Origin of the sequence: Diaminobutyricibacter sp. McL0608 (genome assembly GCF_039613825.1) — a bacterium.
Taxonomy (GTDB): Bacteria; Actinomycetota; Actinomycetes; order Actinomycetales; family Microbacteriaceae; genus Diaminobutyricibacter.
Map to the genome: position 1 here is coordinate 4,164,176 of NZ_CP154826.1, position 19,928 is coordinate 4,184,103.

A 19,928-nucleotide genomic window follows, 5' to 3' on the forward strand; every position below is an offset into this window, starting at 1 on the left:
TCAGAAAGGTGGGGCACGAACAGCGCTGCCGGGGCTAGTGCTTGTTGCCGGTGAGCGCCAGCACTCCACCGAGGCCGATCATCATCACACCGCCGGCTGTGCCCAGGTGTTCCACCCGCCGCGGCGAGCGGGCGAACCACTGGCGGGCGGTCCCCGCCACCATCGCCCACGTGCTGTCGCACAGCAGCGCGAGCACGAAGAAGACGAGTCCGAGCTCGAACATCTGGAGGGGGATGAACCCTGCGCTGTAGTCCACGAACTGCGGCAGAACCGCGACGAAGAAGACGAGCGTCTTGGGGTTGGTCAGCCCGACGAAGAAGCCTTCGGCGAGGATCCGGTACCGCGACTGAGGGTCGGGCGTCGCTTCGTGAGTGACGGCCGTGTGGCGGCGATGTCGTATCGCCTGGATCCCCAGATACACGAGATACGCAGCCCCCCCGAACTTGATGATCGTGAACAGGACGAGCGATTGCGCGACCACGGCCCCGACGCCCACCGCGACCGCCACGATGAGGGGGAGCATCCCGAGCGCGTTGCCGAGCACGCTGAGGAGCCCGCCCAGGCGGCCCAGCGAGATCGAGCGTCCGATCACGAAGAGCACGCTCGGCCCCGGGATCACGATGAGCGCCAGGGAGGTGAGCGCGAACGCGAGGAGCGAGGGCCCAGGAACCATCCCGTCATCGTAGACCCGGCGGTGAACAGCGGCGTACGATCCGAACTGTGACGGACTACAGCGATCTCACCGCGATCTTCATCAACTGCACGCTGAAACGCAGCCCGGAGGTGAGCAACACGCAAGGCCTCCTCGACCGGTCGATCGCCCTTATGAGAGCGCAGGGCGTCGAAGTCACCGCGGTCCGTGCGATCGACCACGACCTGGCGACCGGTGTCTATCCGGACATGACGGCCCACGGCTGGGATCACGACGGCTGGCCGGAGCTGTGGCCGAAGGTGGAGGCGGCGGACATCCTGGTGCTGGGCGGCCCGATCTGGCTGGGCGACAACTCATCCGTCACCCGGCAGGTCATCGAGCGCTTGTATGCCATGAGCGGCATGTTCAATGAGAAAGGCCAGTACGTCTACTACGGCAAGACGGCCGGTGTCGTCATCACCGGCAACGAGGACGGCGTGAAGCATTCGGCGATGAGCCTGCTCTACAGCCTGCAGCACATCGGCTACGTCATCCCTCCGCAGGCCGACTCAGGCTGGATCGGCGAGATCGGACCTGGACCGAGCTATCTCGACGAAGACTCGGGCGGCCCGGAGAACGACTTCACGAATCGCAACACCACGTTCATGGCGTGGAACCTGATGCACATGGCCCGGATGCTCAAGGATACGGGCGGATTCCCCGCTTTCGGCAACCTGCGGTCGCAGTGGGACAACGGCGAACGTTTCGGGTTCGAGGCGAACCCGGAGTACCGCTGAGATGCGTGCGGGAGTGTGGGCGACGCTCGGCGACGTCCGGATGACAGCCGCTCTCGAAGGTCTCGGCTTCGACTGGGTGGGTATCGACGCGCAGCACGGACACCACGACGACCGGAGCATCCGCGACATCCTGAGTCTGCGGCGTGAGCCCAAAGCGACGATCCTCGTCCGGGTCGCGGCGAACGACCTGACCCTGATCGGCCGCGCGCTCGATGCGGGTGCTGACGGCGTGATCGTCCCATTGGTCAGCACCCCCGATGAGGCTGCCGCTGCGGTCGCCGCAGCGCATCACCCGCCGAAGGGCATCCGCAGCTGGGGACCGCTCGCCGGTTACGAGATCGACCCGTCGCGCCCGCCGCTCTGCGCGGTCATGGTCGAGACGGCGGATGCGCTCGATCGGGTCGCCGCGATCGCTGCGACCCCCGGCGTCGACATGATCTTCGTGGGCCCCTTCGACCTCAGTCTCGCGCTCGGCATGGAGGTCAACGAGTTGATCGCCGACACGAGCGACTCGTCGCCCCTCCGGCGCATCGTCGGGGCCTGCCGTGACGCGGGCATCATCGCGGGCGCGTACGCGGGAGCGCCCGAGCGTGCGGTGCACCTGCGGGAGCACGGCTTCGACTGGGTCGCCGTCGACACCGACACCGGGATCCTCGCACTCGGCGCTGCCGGCGCCCTCCTCGCATCCGCTGCTCCGTTGCCACCCGGCCGCACGCGGTAGGTTTCTCGTACAACTTCGACATCGCGCGCCCACCAGGCGCTCGGGCAGGGAGCAGATCATGGCTGATCAGGAGATCCACAAAGGTCTCGCCGGCGTCGTCGTCGACACGACCACCATCTCGAGCGTCAACCCGGAGACGAATTCCCTGCTCTACCGCGGCTACCCGGTGCAGGAGCTCGCCGCACGGTGTTCATACGAAGAGGTGGCGTACCTGCTGCTGCACGGCGACCTTCCCTCGTCGGATCAGCTCGTCGCCTTCGAGGCGCTCGAGCGTTCGCTGCGGCCCCTTGATCCGCGCACCAGACGCGTGATCGACGACCTGCCGGTGACCGCGCATCCGATGGATGCCGTCCGCACCGCGGTCAGCCAGCTCGGCGCGTTCGACCCCACCCTCCTCCAGCCCGGAGGAATCCTGAATCCCGAACTCAACGACAGCCGCGCCGTCTACCTGCTGGCGCAGCTGCCGACGATCGTCGCGTACGAGCAGCGTCGCCGCCGCGGGCTCGACCTGATCGAGCCGAGGGACGACCTCGACTATTCGCAGAACTTCCTCTACATGACGTTCGGAGAGATTCCGGATGCGGTCGTCGTCGACGCTTTCCGCGTCTCGCTGGTGCTGTACGCCGAGCACTCCTTCAACGCGTCAACGTTCACCGCCAGAGTGATCGCGTCGACGCTGAGCGACATGTACTCGGCGGTCACCGGCGCGATCGGAGCCCTGAAGGGGCCGCTCCACGGCGGCGCGAACGAAGCTGTGATGCACACGTTCGACGAGATCGGCACGGCAGACCGCGCCGCCGCCTGGCTTGACGAATCGCTCGCGGCCAAGCGCAAGATCATGGGTTTCGGTCACCGGGTCTACAAGCACGGGGACTCGCGAGTGCCGACGATGAAGGCCGCCCTCGACTCGCTGGTCGAGCATTACAACCGGCAGGAGCTGCTCGACCTGTACTCGGCGCTCGAGTCGGCGATGGATGAGCGCAAAGGCATCAAGCCGAACCTCGACTACCCGTCGGGTCCGGCCTACAACCTGATGGGTTTCGACACCGAGACGTTCACACCGCTGTTCGCCGCGGCGCGCATCGCCGGCTGGACCTCCCACATCATGGAGCAGTATGCGGGCAATTCGCTCATCCGCCCGCTGTCCCAGTACACCGGCGAGCCGGAGCGCCACCTCGAGTAGCTCGCGTTTCACCGAGAATCGCCGGTGGAGCCGACTGTCGCCGGTAGACCGGGTCGCCTCGGCGCGATCGGCGACTCTCGCCCGTGAGGTGGGGCCAGCCTGACCGGAAGCAGGCGCCGGGTCTGATAGAAACAGGACCGATGACTGGTTCGAAGCCGCGGATGCCCATCTGGGCGATCATCCTGATCGTCGTCGCATCGCTCGCCACTGCTCCTGTCGTGGCCGGCGTCGCCTTCTTCGTCTGGGTGTTCGGAACCTCGTTCCAGCCTCCCGATGTCGGCGGGGCCGCCTCGCATGTGCGATCCATGCACTGCGTGGCCTGGGCGCGCTCGTTCTCCGACGGGGGCGGTGTCGACGTGCGCAAGAGCGCGATCATCCAGGTCGGTCTGAAGCCCGGATGCACCGAAGGCGACATCAACGAGACGTACGCGTACATCTTCCAGAACACGATCAAGGTCAGGGACGATGCCGACGTCAAGGTCGACTACCTGGTGATGCCGCACGCGCCGAACCAGAAGCCCGGCACCGACGTCTATTCGACGACCAGAACGACCGGCGCGCAGCTGACGATGGAACCGGTGTACGGTCTGCCGACGGCGTCGGAGTTCGCGGAGACGGTGAGCGACTGGATGACCGCTCGGAGCGAAGTCGACGACGGCGCCCAGCTCGAACTGGTCTCGAGCGATCTGTGGACCAATCAGCCTGAGCGGATCGTCGTCAACAGCACCTCCGAACAGCTGCGGTCGCTCCGGTCGACCTTGTCGCCGCGGCTTCGATCCATGGCGTGGAAGGTCACCATTCCGGCCCGAGGGGACACCCCGTATGTCCGCGAAGGCGCCGGTCCTGCCGGCGGCGTCACGCTCGAAACGAACTTCGGCTTCCCCGATGCGGGTCTCGTGGAACTGGGTCAGAAGCTGAACGGCGCCTGGCCGGCCGCGTCATCCAATGACGAGTTCGTCTACCTCTATCGGAATGCTCCTGAGACAGCCGGCGGAGGCTTCAACGAAGTCAATGCCCGCATCTTCGGGGTCGACCCGTCCGAGGCGTTCACGTCGGGAACGCCGTCGTCGCCCGAGTCGACGGTGGCGTGGCCGGCCCTTGCTGCATTCGTCGACGCGATCAGAAAGCCGGCACACGATCTCGGGCAGCGGGTCACCGTCGGTATCGGGTTGTACGATCGACCTTTCGCAGACGGCGACGACCACCCGCAGGCTGGGAGCACCGGACTCCGCGACGACACACCCATCGCGTTGTTCGACTCGAACTACTGCCCGACGCCCGACCAGAACGATTCGACACCCGACGGCGGTGTGATCGAGTCGTCGCTCTGCCGGTACTGGGTCCAGGCGGGATCGGCACCCGAATAGGCTGCGATCACCGGCCGACTTCACCACACAACCCCGCCCACAAGCGCGCGGTCACGACGCGCAGCAAGGGTTGGAGGGTTTCGACAGCGAACGTGAGCATCCGTTGGGTGATGGGTAGCATGACGCCGTGCACATGATCTTCCGGACGATGCTCCACGCCATCCTGTCCCGCTTCGGCCCGCGGCTCGGCCACTATGACGTGGCTTACACGAAGTTCCGGGTGATGCCCACCGACCTGGACATCCTCAACCACATGAACAACGGCGTGTACCTGTCGATCGCGGATGTCGGCCGGTTCGATCTCTTCACGCGCAACGGCGTCTGGGCGATCTTCAAGAAGAAGAACTGGTATCCGGTAGTGGCGTCGGAGACGATCTCATTCCGCAAATCGCTGAACCCGTGGCAGCGCTTCGTCGTCGAATCCCGTCTGCTCGGTCTCGACGACAAGGCTGCGTACATGGAACAGCGGTTCACGGTTGATGGCGAGATCTACACCCAGGCGTTCATCCGCGCACGGTTCCTCCGGAAGAGCGGCGGCGTCGTCCCGATCGACGAACTGCTCGAGGCCGTCGGACCGGTTCCGCACGACGCGAGCGTTCCGCAGTGGCTGGTCGAGTGGGGTGCGGATGCTGCCCTCCCGTCGACGCGCGCCGAAGCACCCAGCGTCTGGGCAGACTGAGCTCTGCGCAGACCCGGGCACGGTGCCCGGTGCCAACTGCGCGGCTACTCGGCCGCGGGTCCGAACGCGAACACGCCGCTCGGGTCGTACGTGGTGCGCGCAGCGGCCAGCCGGTCGAAGACGGCCGGCGGCCACGTGGTCGTGAACTCCGCAGGATCGATCAGCCCGCGCGACCAGTTCACATTCGTGATCGCCGAGCGGCGGCCGCCCACCGCGTCGAAGATCGCCTGGGCGCGTTCGGGTGCGCGCTCGGCGAACGTCGACGGATCGAGTGCGATCAGACCCATCGTGAACTGGGCGTCGCGGCCGCCGACGGAGGTTCCGTCCGCCGGGTCGCGTCGGGTCGCGCCCCCGAGCTGGCGCACCTCGACCGCCGCGAACGGCGTGCCGCTTCCCGGCCCGGCGAGCCGGAGCAGCTCGTCGGCCAGGTCCTGGTCGATCGAGTCGAGCATGAGCCCGCGGATCCAGTCCGGGCCGCCCGCCTCGGGATCGTTGTGGATGGTGCCGACGGCGGTCGTGGGGATCTCGCCGAGCAGGTCGAGTGACACGGGCGCGGACTCGCGCAGAGGGGAGGCGAGGCGCGCGCCTTCTGCGGGGTCGCCGGGAAAGGCGAACCGGATGCTGAGCACGAACTTGCCGCGCAGCGGCGGGGGAGCGAACTCGACATCGGGTACATCGATGAACGCGAACGATGACGTGACGAGGTCGGGTGCGCTCTGCGCCCACTCGACCCAGGTCCGCAGCGCCGGCTCGATGCTGTCGCCCTCGAAGATGAGGCTGCCGGCGTAGAGGGTCTTCAGCGGAACGAGCTCGATCGTCATGCTCGTGACGACCCCCAGGCCGCCCTTTCCGCCGCGGAGCGCCCAGAACAGTTCGCGGTGGCTCGTGTCGTCCGCCGTCACGATCTCGCCGTCGGCGGTCACGACACGGAAGGCCCGCACCCAGTCGGCTGTGAAACCGTGGCTGCGTGACAGCGGCCCGAGGCCGCCGCCCAGCGTGTAGCCGACCGCGCCGACGTGCGGCGACGACCCGGTGATCGGGGCCAGGCCGTATTCGGAGCCGGCCTCGATGACGGGAGCCCACCGGCATCCAGCGCCGATGGTGGCGAGCCCGGCCTCCGGGTCGATGGTGATCTCGTCCAGTGCCCGGGTGGAGATGAGCACGCCGTCGGTGATGGGAAGGCCGCCTCCGTGGCCGGTCGCCTGCACGCGTACGCGCAGGCCGTTCTCGGCCGCGAACCGGACGGCCGCTGCAACATCCTCTTCACTGGTGACGGCGACCACGACATCCGGGTCGTGGACGAGCGTGGGGTTGAAGCCGGCGACTTCTGCAGCGAGGCCGGCGTCGCCGCGCACGAAGACCGTGCCGGTGACGGACGCGCGCAGGCGCGCGAGGGAATCAGTGTCGATCTGAATCGTCATGCTGGGAGGCTATTGTCGGCCACCGACACCGGGCAACCGTGCAGGCACGGAGTGTGCATTCGGTTGAGGCGGAACCCGCTGACGTACGATTCCAGCATGGTCCCACTCGCCGAGGCTCCTCCCGTCGCCCCGGCGACCCCGGCGACCCCGGCAGCGGCACCTCACGCGCCCGCGGCAACGGCCCAGCACCCGGTTTCGACCGTCTACCGTCCCGCCTCCCCGGTCGACCTCCGCCACACCCTCGGCACCCTCGGTCGCGGCTCCTACGACCCGACGACCGTCTGGGATGCGCGCGGACTGTGGCGCACCTTCCGCACCCCCGACGGCCCGGTCGCACTGCGCCTCGACACGGCATCCGACGGCATCCGCGCCAGGGCGTGGGGAGCGGGTGCCGAGTGGGCGATCGCCGGAGTGCCGCAGCTGCTCGGCTGCGACGACGACTGGTCGGCGCTCGACGTGAGCGCCTCGCCGCTCCTGCACGAGAGCAGGCGGCGCAACCCGGGCATCCGCCTGACGCGCACGCGACGGGTGTTCGAAGCGCTCGCACCCGCGATCATCGAGCAGAAGGTCACCAGCGTCGAGGCGTACCGCGCGTGGGCGAGGCTCGTGCGCAGCTACGGCGACGTCGCGCCGGGGCCCGTCCCCGACGGGATGCGCGTGTCGCCGTCGCCGGAGACCTGGCGCCGCATCCCCTCCTGGGAGTGGCACCGCGCGGGAGTCGACCCGCGGCGCTCGCGTGCGCTGGTGCAGGCCGCGACCGTGGCATCCTCGCTGGAGCGGGCCACAGCATCCGCCGCCACACTCGCCGAGGCGGCCGCGCTTTTGCGCACGGTGCCCGGAGTCGGCGTCTGGACGGCGGCCGAGACATTGCAGCGTTCGCACGGCGATCCGGATGCGGTGAGCGTCGGCGACTACCATCTCGCGCACTACGTCGGCTCGGCGCTCATCGGGCGCAGGGTCGACGACGACGGGATGCTCGAACTCCTCGAGCCGTGGACGGGCCAGCGTCAGCGGGTCATCCGCCTGATCCTGGCCAGCGGGCATCGCGACGAGCGTCACGGACCGCGGATGACCATCCAGGACCACCGCGGCCACTGACCTGCGTCGCGTGCGCCTGTTCCGGACGAGGGCGTCCGTTCCGCGCGTCCCTCTCGTCCGGGGGTGACGCGCTCGCCCGCGACAGGTGCGACCTCAGTCGCCGGCTGCCCGCGCGTTCACCGCGTGCAGGGCCACCTGCTCGGCGTGGATGTCCTGCTCGAGCTCCCTGCACAGGCTCTCGTAGTGGTCGAGCATGTCGGGGTAGTAGTCGTCCCAGTCGGGCATCGGCTTGCCCGCGCGGGCAGCCAGCAGACGGTCGAGGTAGTAGTCCCATCCGACGCCCATGTTCGCGTCGTCCTTCAGCGACCGCAGCCGTTGCCCGAAGGTCAGCGTCGTGTGCGAGCTCGCCTCCTTCAGGTGCCAGAAGACACGGAACGAGCTCCCGGCGGGACCGACATCGGCCGCGAACCGATGGGGTGCGCTGCATTCGAGGATGCTGACGTTGCCCCATTCGGCGCCGTCGCCCTCAGCGTTCATCCGGAACTTGAGGGCGCCCGTCGAGGGGAGTCCTTTGTATTCGCCCACCCACTCGGCGAGCCGCGGCGAGCGGCTGAACCAGGACCAGACATCCTCGATCGGGGCTTTGAAGATCCGGTCGAGGACTACGTAGACACCGTCATCCTTGCGAACAAGTCGACCAGTCGGCTGTGGCATCATGTGCACCTCCACTTAGCTTTCAGAGTAGCCACGTCGGTGCTGAAAGGGCAGGGCGAAACGGAGGAACCTGCGAAGAATCGCAGCGGGCACGGCCAAACCTCCGTGTCGGCCGGGAAAATGCCACTAGCGGGCGCTGTGGGGTGCGTCGCTAGGCTGTGCCCATGAGCAGCAAGAGCAAGCAGGGACCCAAGCCGCAGGAGCACGGCCTCGACATCGCGGAAGGGCACCGCGGACTGTGGGGGTTCTTCGCCGGCCTCATCGTTGCCGTCCTGATCGCCTACCCGCTTTCGGCGTCGATCGCCTTCGCCACGCATCCCGCCACCCAGACCCTCTTCGGAGGGCGTCTCGCCTCGGCGTCGCAGGGCGGCTTCCAGGCGTTCTGGTGGGTGATCGCGATCATGTGCATCGCGTTGCCGTTCATCGTCGGGTTCGGCATCGCCAAGTTGTCAGGGCGCACGCTCGGAATCCTGACCGGTATCGTCGCGATCTTCCTCATTCTCGTGATCGTCCTCGGGCAGCTCTTCGCGTTCTGACCGTCGAGCACCGGGCGGCGTGCGGGTCAGCTCTCGAGCACGGCCATCGCCGCGTTGTGGCCGCCGAGGCCGCTGACCGCCCCGCCGCGCCGGGCGCCGGCCCCGCACAGCAGCACACGCTCGTGGCGCGTCGAGACGCCCCACCGTTGCGCCGGGGTCGCCAGCGGATCGTCGTCTTCGGCGAACGGCCACGAGAGCGGCCCGTGGAAGATGTTCCCGCCCGGCATGTTCAGGGCGCGCTGAAGGTCGAGCGTCGTCTTCGTCTCGATGCAGGGGCGCCCTTCGCCGTCCGTGAGCAGCAGGTCTTCGACGGGTTCGGCGAGCACCGAGTTGAGGGACGCGAGCACTGCTTTCTGCAGGCGTTCGCGGGTCGCGTCGTTGTTATCCTCGCTGAGCCAGCGGTCGGGGGTGTGCAGGCCGAACACGGTGAGAGTCTGGGCGCCGGTGGCAGCGAGGTCGCCGTCGAGGATGCTCGGATCGGTCAGCGAATGGCAGTAGATCTCACAGGGGATCAGCTCCGGCATCACCCCGCGCACGGCGCCCGCATACGCGGACTCGAGCTGCGTGTAGGTCTCGTTGATGTGGAAGGTGCCGCCGAAGGCGGCCGCAGGGTCGACGGATGCGTCCCGCAGTCTCGGAAGCCGCTTCAGCAGCAGGTTGACCTTCACCTGGGCGCCCTCGGGATGCGCATCCGGACCCTGCGGCTCGCCCAGCAGTCCGTCGAGCACTTCGGGTGCGACGTTCGCCAGCACGAAGCGTCCGACCACGCGGCGCTCGTGCTTCTTGCGCCGGTACTGCACCGTTCCGTCCGGATCGACAGAGGTGACTTCGGCGCGGGTCACGATGCGCGCGCCGGCCTCGCGGGCGACCCGCGCGAGCTCCGTGGTGACCGAACCCATGCCGCCGACCGGAACATCCCAGTCGCCTGTCCCGCCGCCGATGACGTGGTACAGGAAGCAGCGGTTCTGCGCGAGCCCGGGATCGTCGGCGCTGGCGAACGTGCCGATCAGCCCATCCGTCACCGCGACTCCGCGCACGACGTCGTTCTCCAGCCGTGACGTGATCAGATCGCCGATCGGGCGCTCGATCAGTGCATCCCACAACTCGTCGTCGCCGACGAGGGCGCGGGCCTCGCTGCGTGTCAGCAGCGGCTCGGTGACCGTCGGCCACAGCGACCGGGCGACGCGGGACGTGTCCTCGTAGAAACGGGTGAACGCATCCGCGTCGCCGGCCGCGCCGATGCGCTCGAACGATGCGGCCGTCGCGGAGGCGTCGGTGTTGTCGACGAGGAGGCCGATACCATCCGGATCGCCGGGGACCGGCGTATAGGAGGAGTAGCGCCTGCGCGCGAGATCGATGCGGAGGCCGAGTTCGTCGATGATCCGCTGGGGGAGAAGGCTGACCAGGTAGGAGTAGCGCGAGAGCCAGGCGTCGACGCCCTCGAACGCCTGCGCGCTCACGGCCGCCCCGCCGACCGACTCGAGCCGCTCGAGCACGATGACGCTCAGCCCCGCCTGCGCCAGATAGGCGGCGGCGGTGAGGCCGTTGTGGCCGCCGCCGACGATGACGACGTCGTGGGTGGGGTCAGCCGACGACCCGGATGCGGGCGTCGCGCTCGTCGATGAGGCTTCGGTCATGATCCGAGCCTAAGCCGGATCCGGATGGCGTCGTGCTGCGCGGGCGAGCGCCTCGCGGCAGGCGACGACTCCCGGGCGGGCGGCCGATGAGCGGCGCGACGACGTGAAGATGGTGCGGCGCGGTGCCCCCGGAAGCTCCGTGAGCGCGACGGACGGCGCATCCCCCGCCCAGACGAGGTCGGGGAGGAGACCGACCGCGTTCCCCGAACGGATCAGGCGGATGTGGGCGATCAGATCCGTCGTCTCGAAACGCACATCCGGTTCGAAGCCCGCGGAGCGGCACAGCTGCACCGCCCAGGTGCGGGCTGCGGTGCCCTCCGGCTCCATGACCCAGGGGAGTGCAGCCGCGTCGCGGAGGTCGCGGATGTCGCGGAGCGAGGGGGGCGGCGTCGCGAGGTGGATGGCGTCGGTCACGAGGTCGATCCGGTCGAGGTCGGCACGGAGCGCCCGCGTGCTTCCCGGGTACTGTTCGGCGATGACGAGGTCGAAATCGCGGGCCGAGACTTCGAAGAGCCCACGCTCCGGGGCACGCTCGGTCACCTCGACGCGGAGGTCGGGGAACTCCTCGGAGAGGATGCTCAGCGCGCCGGGGATGATCGCGTGGGCCGCGGACTGGAACACGGCGATCCGCACGACGCCGGTGACGGTGTCGAGTGAGGCGTCCAGTTCGGATTCGGCGCGTTCGAGAAGATCGAGGAGGTCGGCGGTGCGGGCGGCGAGGAGCTCGGCCTGCGGGGTGAGCTGGAGGCGACGCCCGATCCTGCGGAACAGGGTCACCCCGGACTCGCGCTCGAGCGCGGCGAGCTGCTGCGAGACATTCGACGGGGTGAAGGAGAGCGCTTCGGCGACCCCGGCGATCGTGCCGCGGATGGCGAGCTCCCGCAGGAGGCGCAGCTTGCGGACATCGAGCATCGCGGGTCCTTTCGCCGATGTCATCGATAGTTCAATGAAACTGAACAATATTGTTCAAAAGCATTCGCTTTTTCTAATGGAAGATTACTCGCACACTGTTATCCACAGCCGTAGTTTCTGACAGTTCTGTCGCACGGCGGCTTCCACTCAACAGCGAGGAATACAGTCGTGAGCATGGCGAATCAGACGGACGACGCAGGAACGCGCCCGGCAGACCTCGCGCAAGACGCGGTGGCGCTCGTGCAGAAGTGGCTGGCCGAAAGCGCGCCGGCAGTGGATGCGGCCGGCAGGAAGCCTGCGCAGGACCCGGCAGCGGAGCGGCTCGCCGGCGTCCTGAAAGATCCCAACGGTCTCGATTTCGCGGTCGGATTCGTCGACGGGGTCGCACGGCCGCAAGACCTGTTCGTCGCGGGCTACAACCTGCAGCGCGTCTCGAAGAAGATCCCGGCGTTCCTTCCCTGGTACATGCGCGCTGCGATCTGGCTCGGTGGAGTCTTCGGTCCCGTGCTGCCCTGGATCGTGATCCCGATCGCCCGGCGGGTGCTCCGTTCGATGGTCGGCCACCTCGTGGTCGACGCTACGCCCGAGAAGCTCGGCCCCGCCATCGCGCACCTCCGCGCGCCCAGCGACCCGCAGGGCCACGGCGCGCGTCTCAACCTGAACCTTCTGGGTGAGGCGGTGCTCGGCGAGCAGGAGGCCGCCCGCCGACTCGAGGGCACGCGCGCCCTTCTTGCGCGCGACGATGTCGACTACGTCTCGATCAAGGTGTCGTCCATCGCCTCGCAGCTGTCCATGTGGTCGTTCGACGAGACCGTCGAGCGGGTGATCGCGCGTCTCACACCGCTCTACCAGCTCGCGGCGTCGTCGCCGAAGCCGAAGTTCATCAACCTCGACATGGAGGAGTACCGCGACCTCGACCTGACGATCGCGGTCTTCACGGGCATCCTCAACCAGCCCGGGCTCGCCGGCCTCGAAGCCGGCATCGTCCTGCAGACCTACCTGCCCGATGCGCTCGACGCGCTGCAGGGCCTCACCGAGTGGGCGATGCACCGCCGTGCCGGCGGCGGAGCGAACATCAAGGTCCGGGTGGTCAAGGGGGCGAACCTGGCAATGGAGCGGGTGGATGCGTCGATCCACGGCTGGCCCCTCGCCACGTACGCGACGAAGCAGGCGACCGACACCAACTACAAGCGGGTGCTCGACTGGGCGCTGACGCCGGAGCACACGCACGCCGTGAAGATCGGCGTCGCCGGCCACAACCTGTTCGATGTCGCCCACGCCTGGCTGCTCGCCAAGCAGCGCGGCGTCGAGAGCCGCATCGACTTCGAGATGCTGCTCGGCATGGCGACGGCACAGGCCGAGGCGGTCAAGCGCACGGTGGGCCAGCTGCTCCTCTACACGCCGGTCGTCAACCCGGCCGAGTTCGACGTCGCCATCTCCTATCTCATCCGCCGCCTCGAAGAGAATGCGAGCACGGAGAACTTCATGTCCGCGGTGTTCGAGCTCGACTCGAACGCGGCGCTATTCGAGCGCGAGAAGCAGCGCTTCCTCGCCTCCGTCGCCGAGCTTGCCGCCGACCCCAACCCTCGCGGCTATGCTCCGCTGCCCAACCGCAAGCAAGACCGCACTCGTGAGTGGGAAGACGCCGAGGCCGAAGCCTTCACCCGGCCGAGGGCTGTCCAGTCCTCGCCCGCTCCCGCCGACGCAGGGCTGACGAGTGCCGTGCTCGGGCTCAGCCGGGGGTCAGACGGCGGTCTCCTCGAGCCGCAGGACGAGTTCGCAATGGCCGCGGCTCCCGCAGCGGCTCCGGTCGCCGACCAGCATCACGACTTCCACAACGCCGCAGACACCGACCCGTCGCTCGCCGCGAACCGGGTCTGGGGCAGGAAGATCCTCGCGCGGGTCGAGGGGTCCGTGCTCGGTGCGGACACGATCGCCGCTGCCGCCGTGAACGATGCGGCGACGCTCGAGGTCGTCCTGGCACGCGTCCAGGAGACCGGGGCCGCCTGGGGCCGGCGAAGCGGCTTCGACCGCGCCGCCGTGCTCGACCGGGCAGGGCTCGCGCTCTCGGCCAACCGGGACCGCCTGATCGAAGTCATGGCGGCCGAGACCGGAAAGACGATCGCCGAAGCCGACACGGAGGTCAGCGAAGCCGTCGACTTCGCCCACTACTACGCGGCGCGTGCCCGCGAGCTCGACACGATCCAGGGCGCTCGCTTCGTGCCGTCGAAGCTGACCGTCGTCACCCCTCCGTGGAACTTCCCGGTCGCGATCTCCGCGGGATCAGTGCTGTCGGCGCTCGCCGCGGGCAGCGGTGTGATCATCAAGCCCGCGCCACAGGCCAAGCGCTCGGGCGCGGTCATGGTCGAGGCGCTGTGGGAGGCCGGCATCCCGCGCGAGCTGCTCGCACTCGTCGACGTCGCCGAGAACGACCTCGGTCAGCGCCTGGTGTCCGACCCGCGGGTGGACCGCGTGATCCTCACCGGAGCATACGAGACAGCGAAGCTGTTCCGCTCGTGGCGGCCCGACCTGCCGCTGCTCGCCGAGACCAGTGGCAAGAACGCGATCATCGTCACCCCGAACGCGGACTACGACCTCGCCGTCTCCGACATCGTGAAGAGCGCATTCGGGCATGCCGGCCAGAAATGCTCGGCCGCCAGCCTCGTCATCCTCGTCGGCTCGGTCGCCAAATCGGAGCGGTTCCGTCACCAACTGGTCGACGCGGCCGCGAGCCTGCGGGTCGGCTACCCGCAAGACCCCACCAGCCAGATGGGTCCGCTGATCGAGCCCGCACAGGGCAAGCTGCTTCACGCGCTCACCACCCTCGGGGGGTCCGAAGAGTGGCTCGTGCAGCCGCGTCAGCTCGATGACACGGGCCGGCTCTGGTCGCCCGGGATCCGCACCGGAGTCGAGCCCGGCTCGTACTTCCACCTCACCGAATTCTTCGGGCCCGTTCTCGGCATCATGACCGCGCGCAACCTCGACGAAGCGATCCGCTTCCAGAACGCCATCGAATACGGTCTGACGGCAGGGCTCCACTCGCTCGATGCCGGCGAGCTCGCACACTGGCTCGATACCGTCGAGGCAGGCAACCTCTACGTGAACCGCGGCATCACCGGGGCGATCGTGCAGCGCCAGCCGTTCGGCGGGTGGAAGCGCTCGTCCGTCGGCGCCGGCACGAAAGCCGGCGGCCCGAACTATCTCATCGGACTCGGGTCCTGGGAGCCCGATTCGGGAACGTCGAGCGCCAGCCTCCACCTTCGGGGGCTCGACCGCAGGGTCTCGCAGCTGATCGAATCCGGCCAGTCGGCCATGGACTACAACGCTTTCGACCTGGTCCGCCGGTCGGCCCTCAGCGACGCGATCGCAGCGGGCACCGAATATCTTCAGACCAAAGACGTGTCGGCGCTCGGTGTTGAACGCAACCTCTTCCGCTACCGGCCCGTGCCCGTCACGATCCGCCTCTCCGAGGGCGAAGACCTCGCACCGCTGCTCAGGATCATGGCCGCAGCGACCGTCGCGCGCTCGACCTTCACGGTCAGCACGGCCGTCGCGCTGCCGCGCCCGTTGCAGAATGTGATCCGCGAGCGCGACATCCACGTGGTGGTCGAGAGCGACGAGCGGTGGCTCGCCCGAGTGAGTGCAGGTCAGGTCACCGCTCACCGCATCCGCCTCATCGGAGGAGACGCAACAGCACTCGCCGCGGCTCTCAAGGGCACGCCCGACACGGCGATCTATTCGCACCCGGTCACGCCGTCCGGGCGGGTGGAGCTTCTCCCGTTTCTCCACGAACAGGCGATCTCGATCACAGCGCATCGGTTCGGCAACCCGTCGCACCTGTCCGAAGGGGTCATCTGAGCCAACGGCGGCGCTAGCCTGAACGGGTGACCATTCCCGAAATCGAACTCAACAACGGAACCACCATCCCGCAGGTCGGTCTAGGCACCTGGCCGCTCGACGACGTCGAGGTCGCGCGGGCCATCGTCGAAGCCACCGCTCTCGGCTACCGGCACATCGACACGGCAGCCAAATACGGCAACGAGGCGGGCGTCGGCGACGGGGTACGTGCGAGCGGAATCCCCCGCGAAGAACTCTTCGTCACCACCAAACTCGACGGAACCTACCAGGGAGACGACCGTGCCATCGAAGGCCTCGACGGCTCTCTCGCGCGGCTCGGCCTCGACTACGTCGACCTCCTGCTCATCCACTGGCCACTGCCCGGTCGAGACCAGTACGTCTCCACGTGGAAGACCTACGAGAAACTGCTCGCCGCCGGAAAGGCGCGCGCCATCGGCGTGTCCAACTTCAAGCCGGCACACCTCGACCGGCTGCTCGCCGAGACAGACGTCGTGCCCGCCGTCAACCAGATCCAGCTCAACCCCACAGTGACCCGGCCCGCTCAGCGCGCCTACGACGCGGATCACGGCATCGTCACGGAATCGTGGAGCCCACTCGGGCCCGGGACCGGCCTTCTCGGCACCCCCGAGCTGGCGCTCATCGCCGAGAAACACGAGAAGACCCCCGGCCAGATCGTGCTGCGCTGGCACATCGAACTCGGTCTCGTCGTCATCCCCAAGTCGCGCACGCCCTCCCGCATGGCCGAGAACATCGACATCTTCGACTTCGCACTCGACGCCGACGACCTGACCGCGATCGCCACCCTGTCGCACGGCCCCGACGCCGGAGTCGACTCCGACCACGGAGGGCACTAGCTGGCCAGCCGCAGACGCCCGCCGCACTACTTGTGTCTCAGCGCACTAGTACAACGACGTGCGGCGGGACGCAACAAGTGCGAGAGGCGCGCCACGTGCGACAGACGCCCCAGCGACGGCCGCCCGCGAGTGCGACCGTCCACGCGATCCACTCGAGATGTGCCCGCCGCACTACTTCTGTCTCGGCGCACTAGGTGTACGTAGTGCGCTGAGACACAGCTAGTGCGGCGAGGCCTGCGGCCGGACACAGCAGGCGAGGCCGCCCCCTACTCAGGCGCTGCGGCGAAGCCGCCCGCCTTACTCCTGCGCTCCGCGCAACGCTGCCGCCACCAGATCGAGCGCCAGCGCAGGGTCTGCGCCGAGCTCCCGCACCAGCTCCGCGAAAGCCGCTGCCGCCAGCTGCACCTGCCGCGTACTCGCGTCCCCGGACGCCGCGACATACGACCCGTTGCGGCCGCGCGTCTCGATGATCTCGGCGTGCTCGAGCTCCCGGTACGCCCGGGCGACCGTGTTGGCGGCAAGCCCGAGCTCATCCGCCAGGTGCCGCACCGTGGGCAGCTTCGCGCCGGCAGGCAGGTGCCCCGACCGCACCCCCTCTATGACCTGGTGTTTCACCTGCTCGAACGGCGGAACATCCGACTCCTCATCGATCCGGAACGTCATGCACGGACTCCCTCGTTCGTGTCGGCCGGCAGCGTCACCGTCGCCAGCAATCCTCCCTCGGCGACGTTGGCGAGCACAATGCTGCCGCCGGCGGAAGCCGCGAGCGCGGCCACGATCGCAAGCCCGAGTCCGCCCCCGGCGAGCGCCGACCGCGGACCCTCGGCCCGCGTGAACCGCGACAGCGCGACCGGGATGAACTCCTCCGGCATCCCCGGACCCGAGTCGCGAACCGTCAGGGTCACCCGTCCGTGCACCGCGATGAGTTCGACGCCGATGACGCCTGAGCCCTCCAGCGCGGTGATCGCGTTGCTGAGGAGGTTGTCGACGATGCGTCCGAATTCGGTGCGCGACAACGCGACCGTCACCCCGCCGCCACTGCGGTCACGCGGCCGGTAGTCGAAGTCGATGGACAGCTCCGTCTCGTCGCTGCTGATCGCACGCGCCCGGTCGATCGCCTCCGCCAGTTCCGAGGTGAGCTCGCGCCAGTCGGAGCGTCCGTGTGACGCGCCGGCGTCGATCCGCGACAGTTCGAGCAGGTTGGCGGCGAGCTGGCTGAGCCGCACTGCGGTCGAGTGGGAGTCGCGGATGTCCGCGAGGAGAGCATCCGCGTCTCCCGCGTCGAGCTCTGCGAGCTCGAGTTGACCGCGCAGCACCGCGAGGGGGGTGCGCAGCTCGTGGCTCGCATCCGACACCATCTGTTTCTCACGGTCGGCGGATGCGCGCAAGCGGCCGAGCAGGTCGTTGAGCGTGGTGGCGAGCGCTGCGAGTTCGTCATTGGCCGGTCCGACAGGGAGGAGGCCGGTCGATGAGACGTCAGCGATCGATTCCGCATCTTCGCGCATCCGGCTGACCGGCCGCAGCGCCGCGCGCGCGAGCAGCCACGACGCCGCGCCGAACACAATGACCGCGATCGCCGTCCCCACCAGAAGTGCGACGGTGAGACGATCGAGGATGAGGTCCGTCGTCTCCGTATTGCGGGAGGCGATCACCTGGTAGGTCCCCGCCGCCGTCGCCACGTCGCGTTTGAGCACGACGTACTGCTGGCCCCCCGCGCTGACGGTCGCGGCTTCGGTCCCGAACGTCTCCAGGCGCTGGATGCGCGCCTCCAGTTTGCGCGGCAGTGTCGACTGGACCACCTGGCCGTCGGGCGCGACGACCGCGATCTCCTGGCCGCCGACCGGCTCGTCGAGTTTGCCGGTGGGGTTGTTCTCGAGCTCGGTCACGTAGGGCGCGATGTCGTTCATCAGGAGCGTGACCGTCGCGTTGTGCAGGATGGTCGCCACTCCGATGCGCACCACGGTCACAGCCACCAGCCCGACGAGCGTCGCGATGATGAGGCTCCCGATGGTGATTCGGGCGGTGATCGACAGGCGGCGCAGCCCGTTCACGGCCGGGAGGTCTCGGAACTCACAGCGTGCTTGGCGTCGAGACGGTAGCCGCGGCCCCGTTCGGTGATGATCGAGAGACCGGCCCCGGCGAGGTCGAGTTTCTTGCGCAGGTAGGACACGTACTGGTCGATGACGTTCTGCCCGATGTTCTCGGTGCCGCCCCACACGGTTTCGAGGATCTCGGTGCGCGACAGCAGCTTGTCGGGGTTGGTCGCGAACAGGCGCAGCAGGGTGAACTCGCGGCGGCTGAGCGGCATCTCGTGTCCGGACACGAGCGCACGGTGTTCGTGCGAGTCGATGGTGAGGCGTCCGACGGTGATGTGGGGACGGGAACCGGTCGGCTCGCGCCGGAGGAGAGCCCGGATGCGCGCAGCCAGCTCCGCGAACGCGAACGGCTTGGTCAGGTAGTCGTCGGCACCGGAGTCGAGCCCGTGCACGCGGTCCTCGATCGCATCACGAGCGGTGAGCAGCAGGATCGGGACCGGGTTCTCGGCTTCGCGGATGTGACGGCACAACTCGAATCCGCTCATCCCCGGCAGCATCACATCGATCGCGGCCGCGGCGAACGTCGATTTGCCGATGGCGATGAGTGCGTCGATGCCGTTGGTGACGAGCGTGACGTCATAGCCTTCGGCGGCCAGCCCGCGCTCGACGAGCTTGCCCATCTCCGGATCGTCTTCCACCACGAGGAGCTTCATGGGTTCATGCTCCCACGGGTTGCCTGCCATGGTCTGTACCCTCGAACCATGACGTGGCCCTCCGACCTTTTTCCCAGCCTTCTGGGGGTCGGTGTGCTCATCGCGCTCGCGACGGTCATCCTCTTCTTCTATCGGGCACCGCATCCGTTCTCTCCGGCGCTCGCTGTGCTGCGCGGGGCCGTCCAGCTCGCGATCATCAGCGTGCTGCTCACCGGTGTGATCAGGGATCCGGTCTGGGTCGCCGTCGCTCTCCTGGTCATGTTCTCTGTCGCCGTGTTCACCGTGTCTCGGAGGGTGGGGCCGACGTTCGAACACGTCGGGATGGTGACCGCGTCGATGGCCGCCGGAATCGTGGTCACGCTGGCGATCGTCTTCTCGACCGGGGCCATCCAGCTGTCGTCGCGGTACGCGCTGGCGATCGGCGGCATCGTCATCGGCAACTCGATGACCATAGCGACGCTCGCCGGGCGACGGTTCAGCGAGAGCGTGAACGAGCATTGGGATGAGGTCGAAGGCTGGCTCGCGCTCGGTGCGACACCGAGGCAGTCGACGCACGAGCTGACGCGGGGCGCGGTCTATTCGGCGCTCATCCCTTCGACGGATCAGACGAAGACGACCGGGCTGGTCACGCTGCCCGGCGCGTTCGTCGGCGCGATCTTCGGTGGGGTGTCGCCGCTCGAGGCCGGCCGGTTCCAGATCGTCGTGCTCGCCTCGCTGATCTCGGCCGGCACGATCACGGCAGTGCTCCTGATCTCGTGGCTCGCCCCGGTGAAGGTCCGGCCGGCCGCCCTGAAGTAGGGGCGGCGGATTCTTGGCGGCTTCTTAGGACCC

The 19,928-nt window shown here is 68.3% G+C and carries 18 protein-coding genes; 10 read left to right on the plus strand and 8 right to left on the minus strand.

Annotation, left to right across the window (positions count from 1 at the left end):
• Positions 1-34: 34 nt before the first annotated feature.
• The gene (locus tag AAYO93_RS20005) at positions 35-673 is read right to left on the minus strand and encodes a LysE family translocator (RefSeq protein WP_345762953.1); all 639 of its coding nucleotides are present in this window, start codon (positions 671-673) and stop codon (positions 35-37) included.
• Positions 674-720: 47 nt separating this feature from the next.
• Here AAYO93_RS20005 and AAYO93_RS20010 point away from each other — a divergent pair, with 47 nt between their 5' ends.
• From AAYO93_RS20010 to AAYO93_RS20030, 5 genes are all read left to right on the plus strand, one after another.
• A complete protein-coding gene (locus AAYO93_RS20010) occupies positions 721-1,428 on the plus strand; it encodes a flavodoxin family protein (protein WP_345762954.1) in 708 nt (235 codons plus the stop codon).
• 1 nt (position 1,429) lies between these two features.
• Positions 1,430-2,149: an HpcH/HpaI aldolase family protein gene (locus AAYO93_RS20015; RefSeq protein ID WP_345762955.1), complete on the plus strand. Its 720-nt coding sequence runs from the start codon at positions 1,430-1,432 to the stop codon at positions 2,147-2,149.
• A gap of 58 nt (positions 2,150-2,207) precedes the next feature.
• Positions 2,208-3,332: a bifunctional 2-methylcitrate synthase/citrate synthase gene (locus AAYO93_RS20020; protein ID WP_345762956.1), complete on the plus strand. Its 1,125-nt coding sequence runs from the start codon at positions 2,208-2,210 to the stop codon at positions 3,330-3,332.
• 140 nt (positions 3,333-3,472) lie between these two features.
• Positions 3,473-4,699: a hypothetical protein gene (locus tag AAYO93_RS20025; protein ID WP_345762957.1), complete on the plus strand. Its 1,227-nt coding sequence runs from the start codon at positions 3,473-3,475 to the stop codon at positions 4,697-4,699.
• Between the two features lie 127 nt (positions 4,700-4,826).
• Positions 4,827-5,378, plus strand: coding sequence for an acyl-CoA thioesterase (locus AAYO93_RS20030; RefSeq protein WP_434056656.1), 552 nt, complete (start codon positions 4,827-4,829; stop codon positions 5,376-5,378).
• Between the two features lie 44 nt (positions 5,379-5,422).
• Here the strand turns inward: AAYO93_RS20030 and AAYO93_RS20035 are convergent, their stop codons facing one another.
• Entirely contained in the window at positions 5,423-6,799 is a 1,377-nt protein-coding gene (locus AAYO93_RS20035; protein WP_345762958.1) for an FAD-binding oxidoreductase, read from the minus strand.
• A 96-nt stretch (positions 6,800-6,895) separates the two neighbouring features.
• Here AAYO93_RS20035 and AAYO93_RS20040 point away from each other — a divergent pair, with 96 nt between their 5' ends.
• A complete protein-coding gene (locus tag AAYO93_RS20040) occupies positions 6,896-7,897 on the plus strand; it encodes a DNA-3-methyladenine glycosylase family protein (protein WP_345762959.1) in 1,002 nt (333 codons plus the stop codon).
• A 93-nt stretch (positions 7,898-7,990) separates the two neighbouring features.
• Here the strand turns inward: AAYO93_RS20040 and AAYO93_RS20045 are convergent, their stop codons facing one another.
• Positions 7,991-8,551, minus strand: a complete 561-nt coding sequence (locus AAYO93_RS20045) for an SRPBCC domain-containing protein (RefSeq protein ID WP_345762960.1) — start codon at positions 8,549-8,551, stop codon at positions 7,991-7,993.
• Positions 8,552-8,715: 164 nt separating this feature from the next.
• Between AAYO93_RS20045 and AAYO93_RS20050 the strand changes: the two genes are divergently transcribed.
• Positions 8,716-9,087: a hypothetical protein gene (locus AAYO93_RS20050; RefSeq protein WP_345762961.1), complete on the plus strand. Its 372-nt coding sequence runs from the start codon at positions 8,716-8,718 to the stop codon at positions 9,085-9,087.
• Positions 9,088-9,113: 26 nt separating this feature from the next.
• On the opposite strand, the gene AAYO93_RS20055 is transcribed toward AAYO93_RS20050, so the two are convergent.
• Both AAYO93_RS20055 and AAYO93_RS20060 read right to left on the minus strand, forming a co-directional pair.
• Positions 9,114-10,724, minus strand: a complete 1,611-nt coding sequence (locus AAYO93_RS20055; RefSeq protein WP_345762962.1) for a phytoene desaturase family protein — start codon at positions 10,722-10,724, stop codon at positions 9,114-9,116.
• Positions 10,725-10,733: 9 nt separating this feature from the next.
• Positions 10,734-11,636: a LysR family transcriptional regulator gene (locus tag AAYO93_RS20060; protein ID WP_345764925.1), complete on the minus strand. Its 903-nt coding sequence runs from the start codon at positions 11,634-11,636 to the stop codon at positions 10,734-10,736.
• 174 nt (positions 11,637-11,810) lie between these two features.
• On the opposite strand from AAYO93_RS20060, the gene AAYO93_RS20065 reads away from it, so the two are divergent.
• Positions 11,811-15,494, plus strand: a complete 3,684-nt coding sequence (locus AAYO93_RS20065; protein ID WP_345762963.1) for a proline dehydrogenase family protein — start codon at positions 11,811-11,813, stop codon at positions 15,492-15,494.
• Between the two features lie 26 nt (positions 15,495-15,520).
• Positions 15,521-16,348: an aldo/keto reductase gene (locus AAYO93_RS20070; RefSeq protein WP_345762964.1), complete on the plus strand. Its 828-nt coding sequence runs from the start codon at positions 15,521-15,523 to the stop codon at positions 16,346-16,348.
• A 297-nt stretch (positions 16,349-16,645) separates the two neighbouring features.
• On the opposite strand, the gene AAYO93_RS20075 is transcribed toward AAYO93_RS20070, so the two are convergent.
• The 3 genes from AAYO93_RS20075 to AAYO93_RS20085 are packed head-to-tail and all read right to left on the minus strand — an operon-like array spanning position 16,646 to position 19,097.
• Complete coding sequence (locus AAYO93_RS20075) at positions 16,646-17,011, minus strand: GntR family transcriptional regulator (RefSeq protein WP_345762965.1); 366 nt, start codon at positions 17,009-17,011, stop codon at positions 16,646-16,648.
• Positions 17,008-18,399: a sensor histidine kinase gene (locus AAYO93_RS20080; protein ID WP_345762966.1), complete on the minus strand. Its 1,392-nt coding sequence runs from the start codon at positions 18,397-18,399 to the stop codon at positions 17,008-17,010. The genes AAYO93_RS20075 and AAYO93_RS20080 overlap by 4 nt, the downstream gene beginning before the upstream one ends.
• Complete coding sequence (locus AAYO93_RS20085; RefSeq protein WP_345762967.1) at positions 18,396-19,097, minus strand: response regulator transcription factor; 702 nt, start codon at positions 19,095-19,097, stop codon at positions 18,396-18,398. Before AAYO93_RS20085 ends, AAYO93_RS20080 begins: the two co-directional genes overlap by 4 nt.
• A 48-nt stretch (positions 19,098-19,145) precedes the next feature.
• Between AAYO93_RS20085 and AAYO93_RS20090 the strand changes: the two genes are divergently transcribed.
• The gene (locus AAYO93_RS20090) at positions 19,146-19,895 is read left to right on the plus strand and encodes an ABC transporter permease (RefSeq protein ID WP_345762968.1); all 750 of its coding nucleotides are present in this window, start codon (positions 19,146-19,148) and stop codon (positions 19,893-19,895) included.
• Positions 19,896-19,928: the final 33 nt, after the last annotated feature.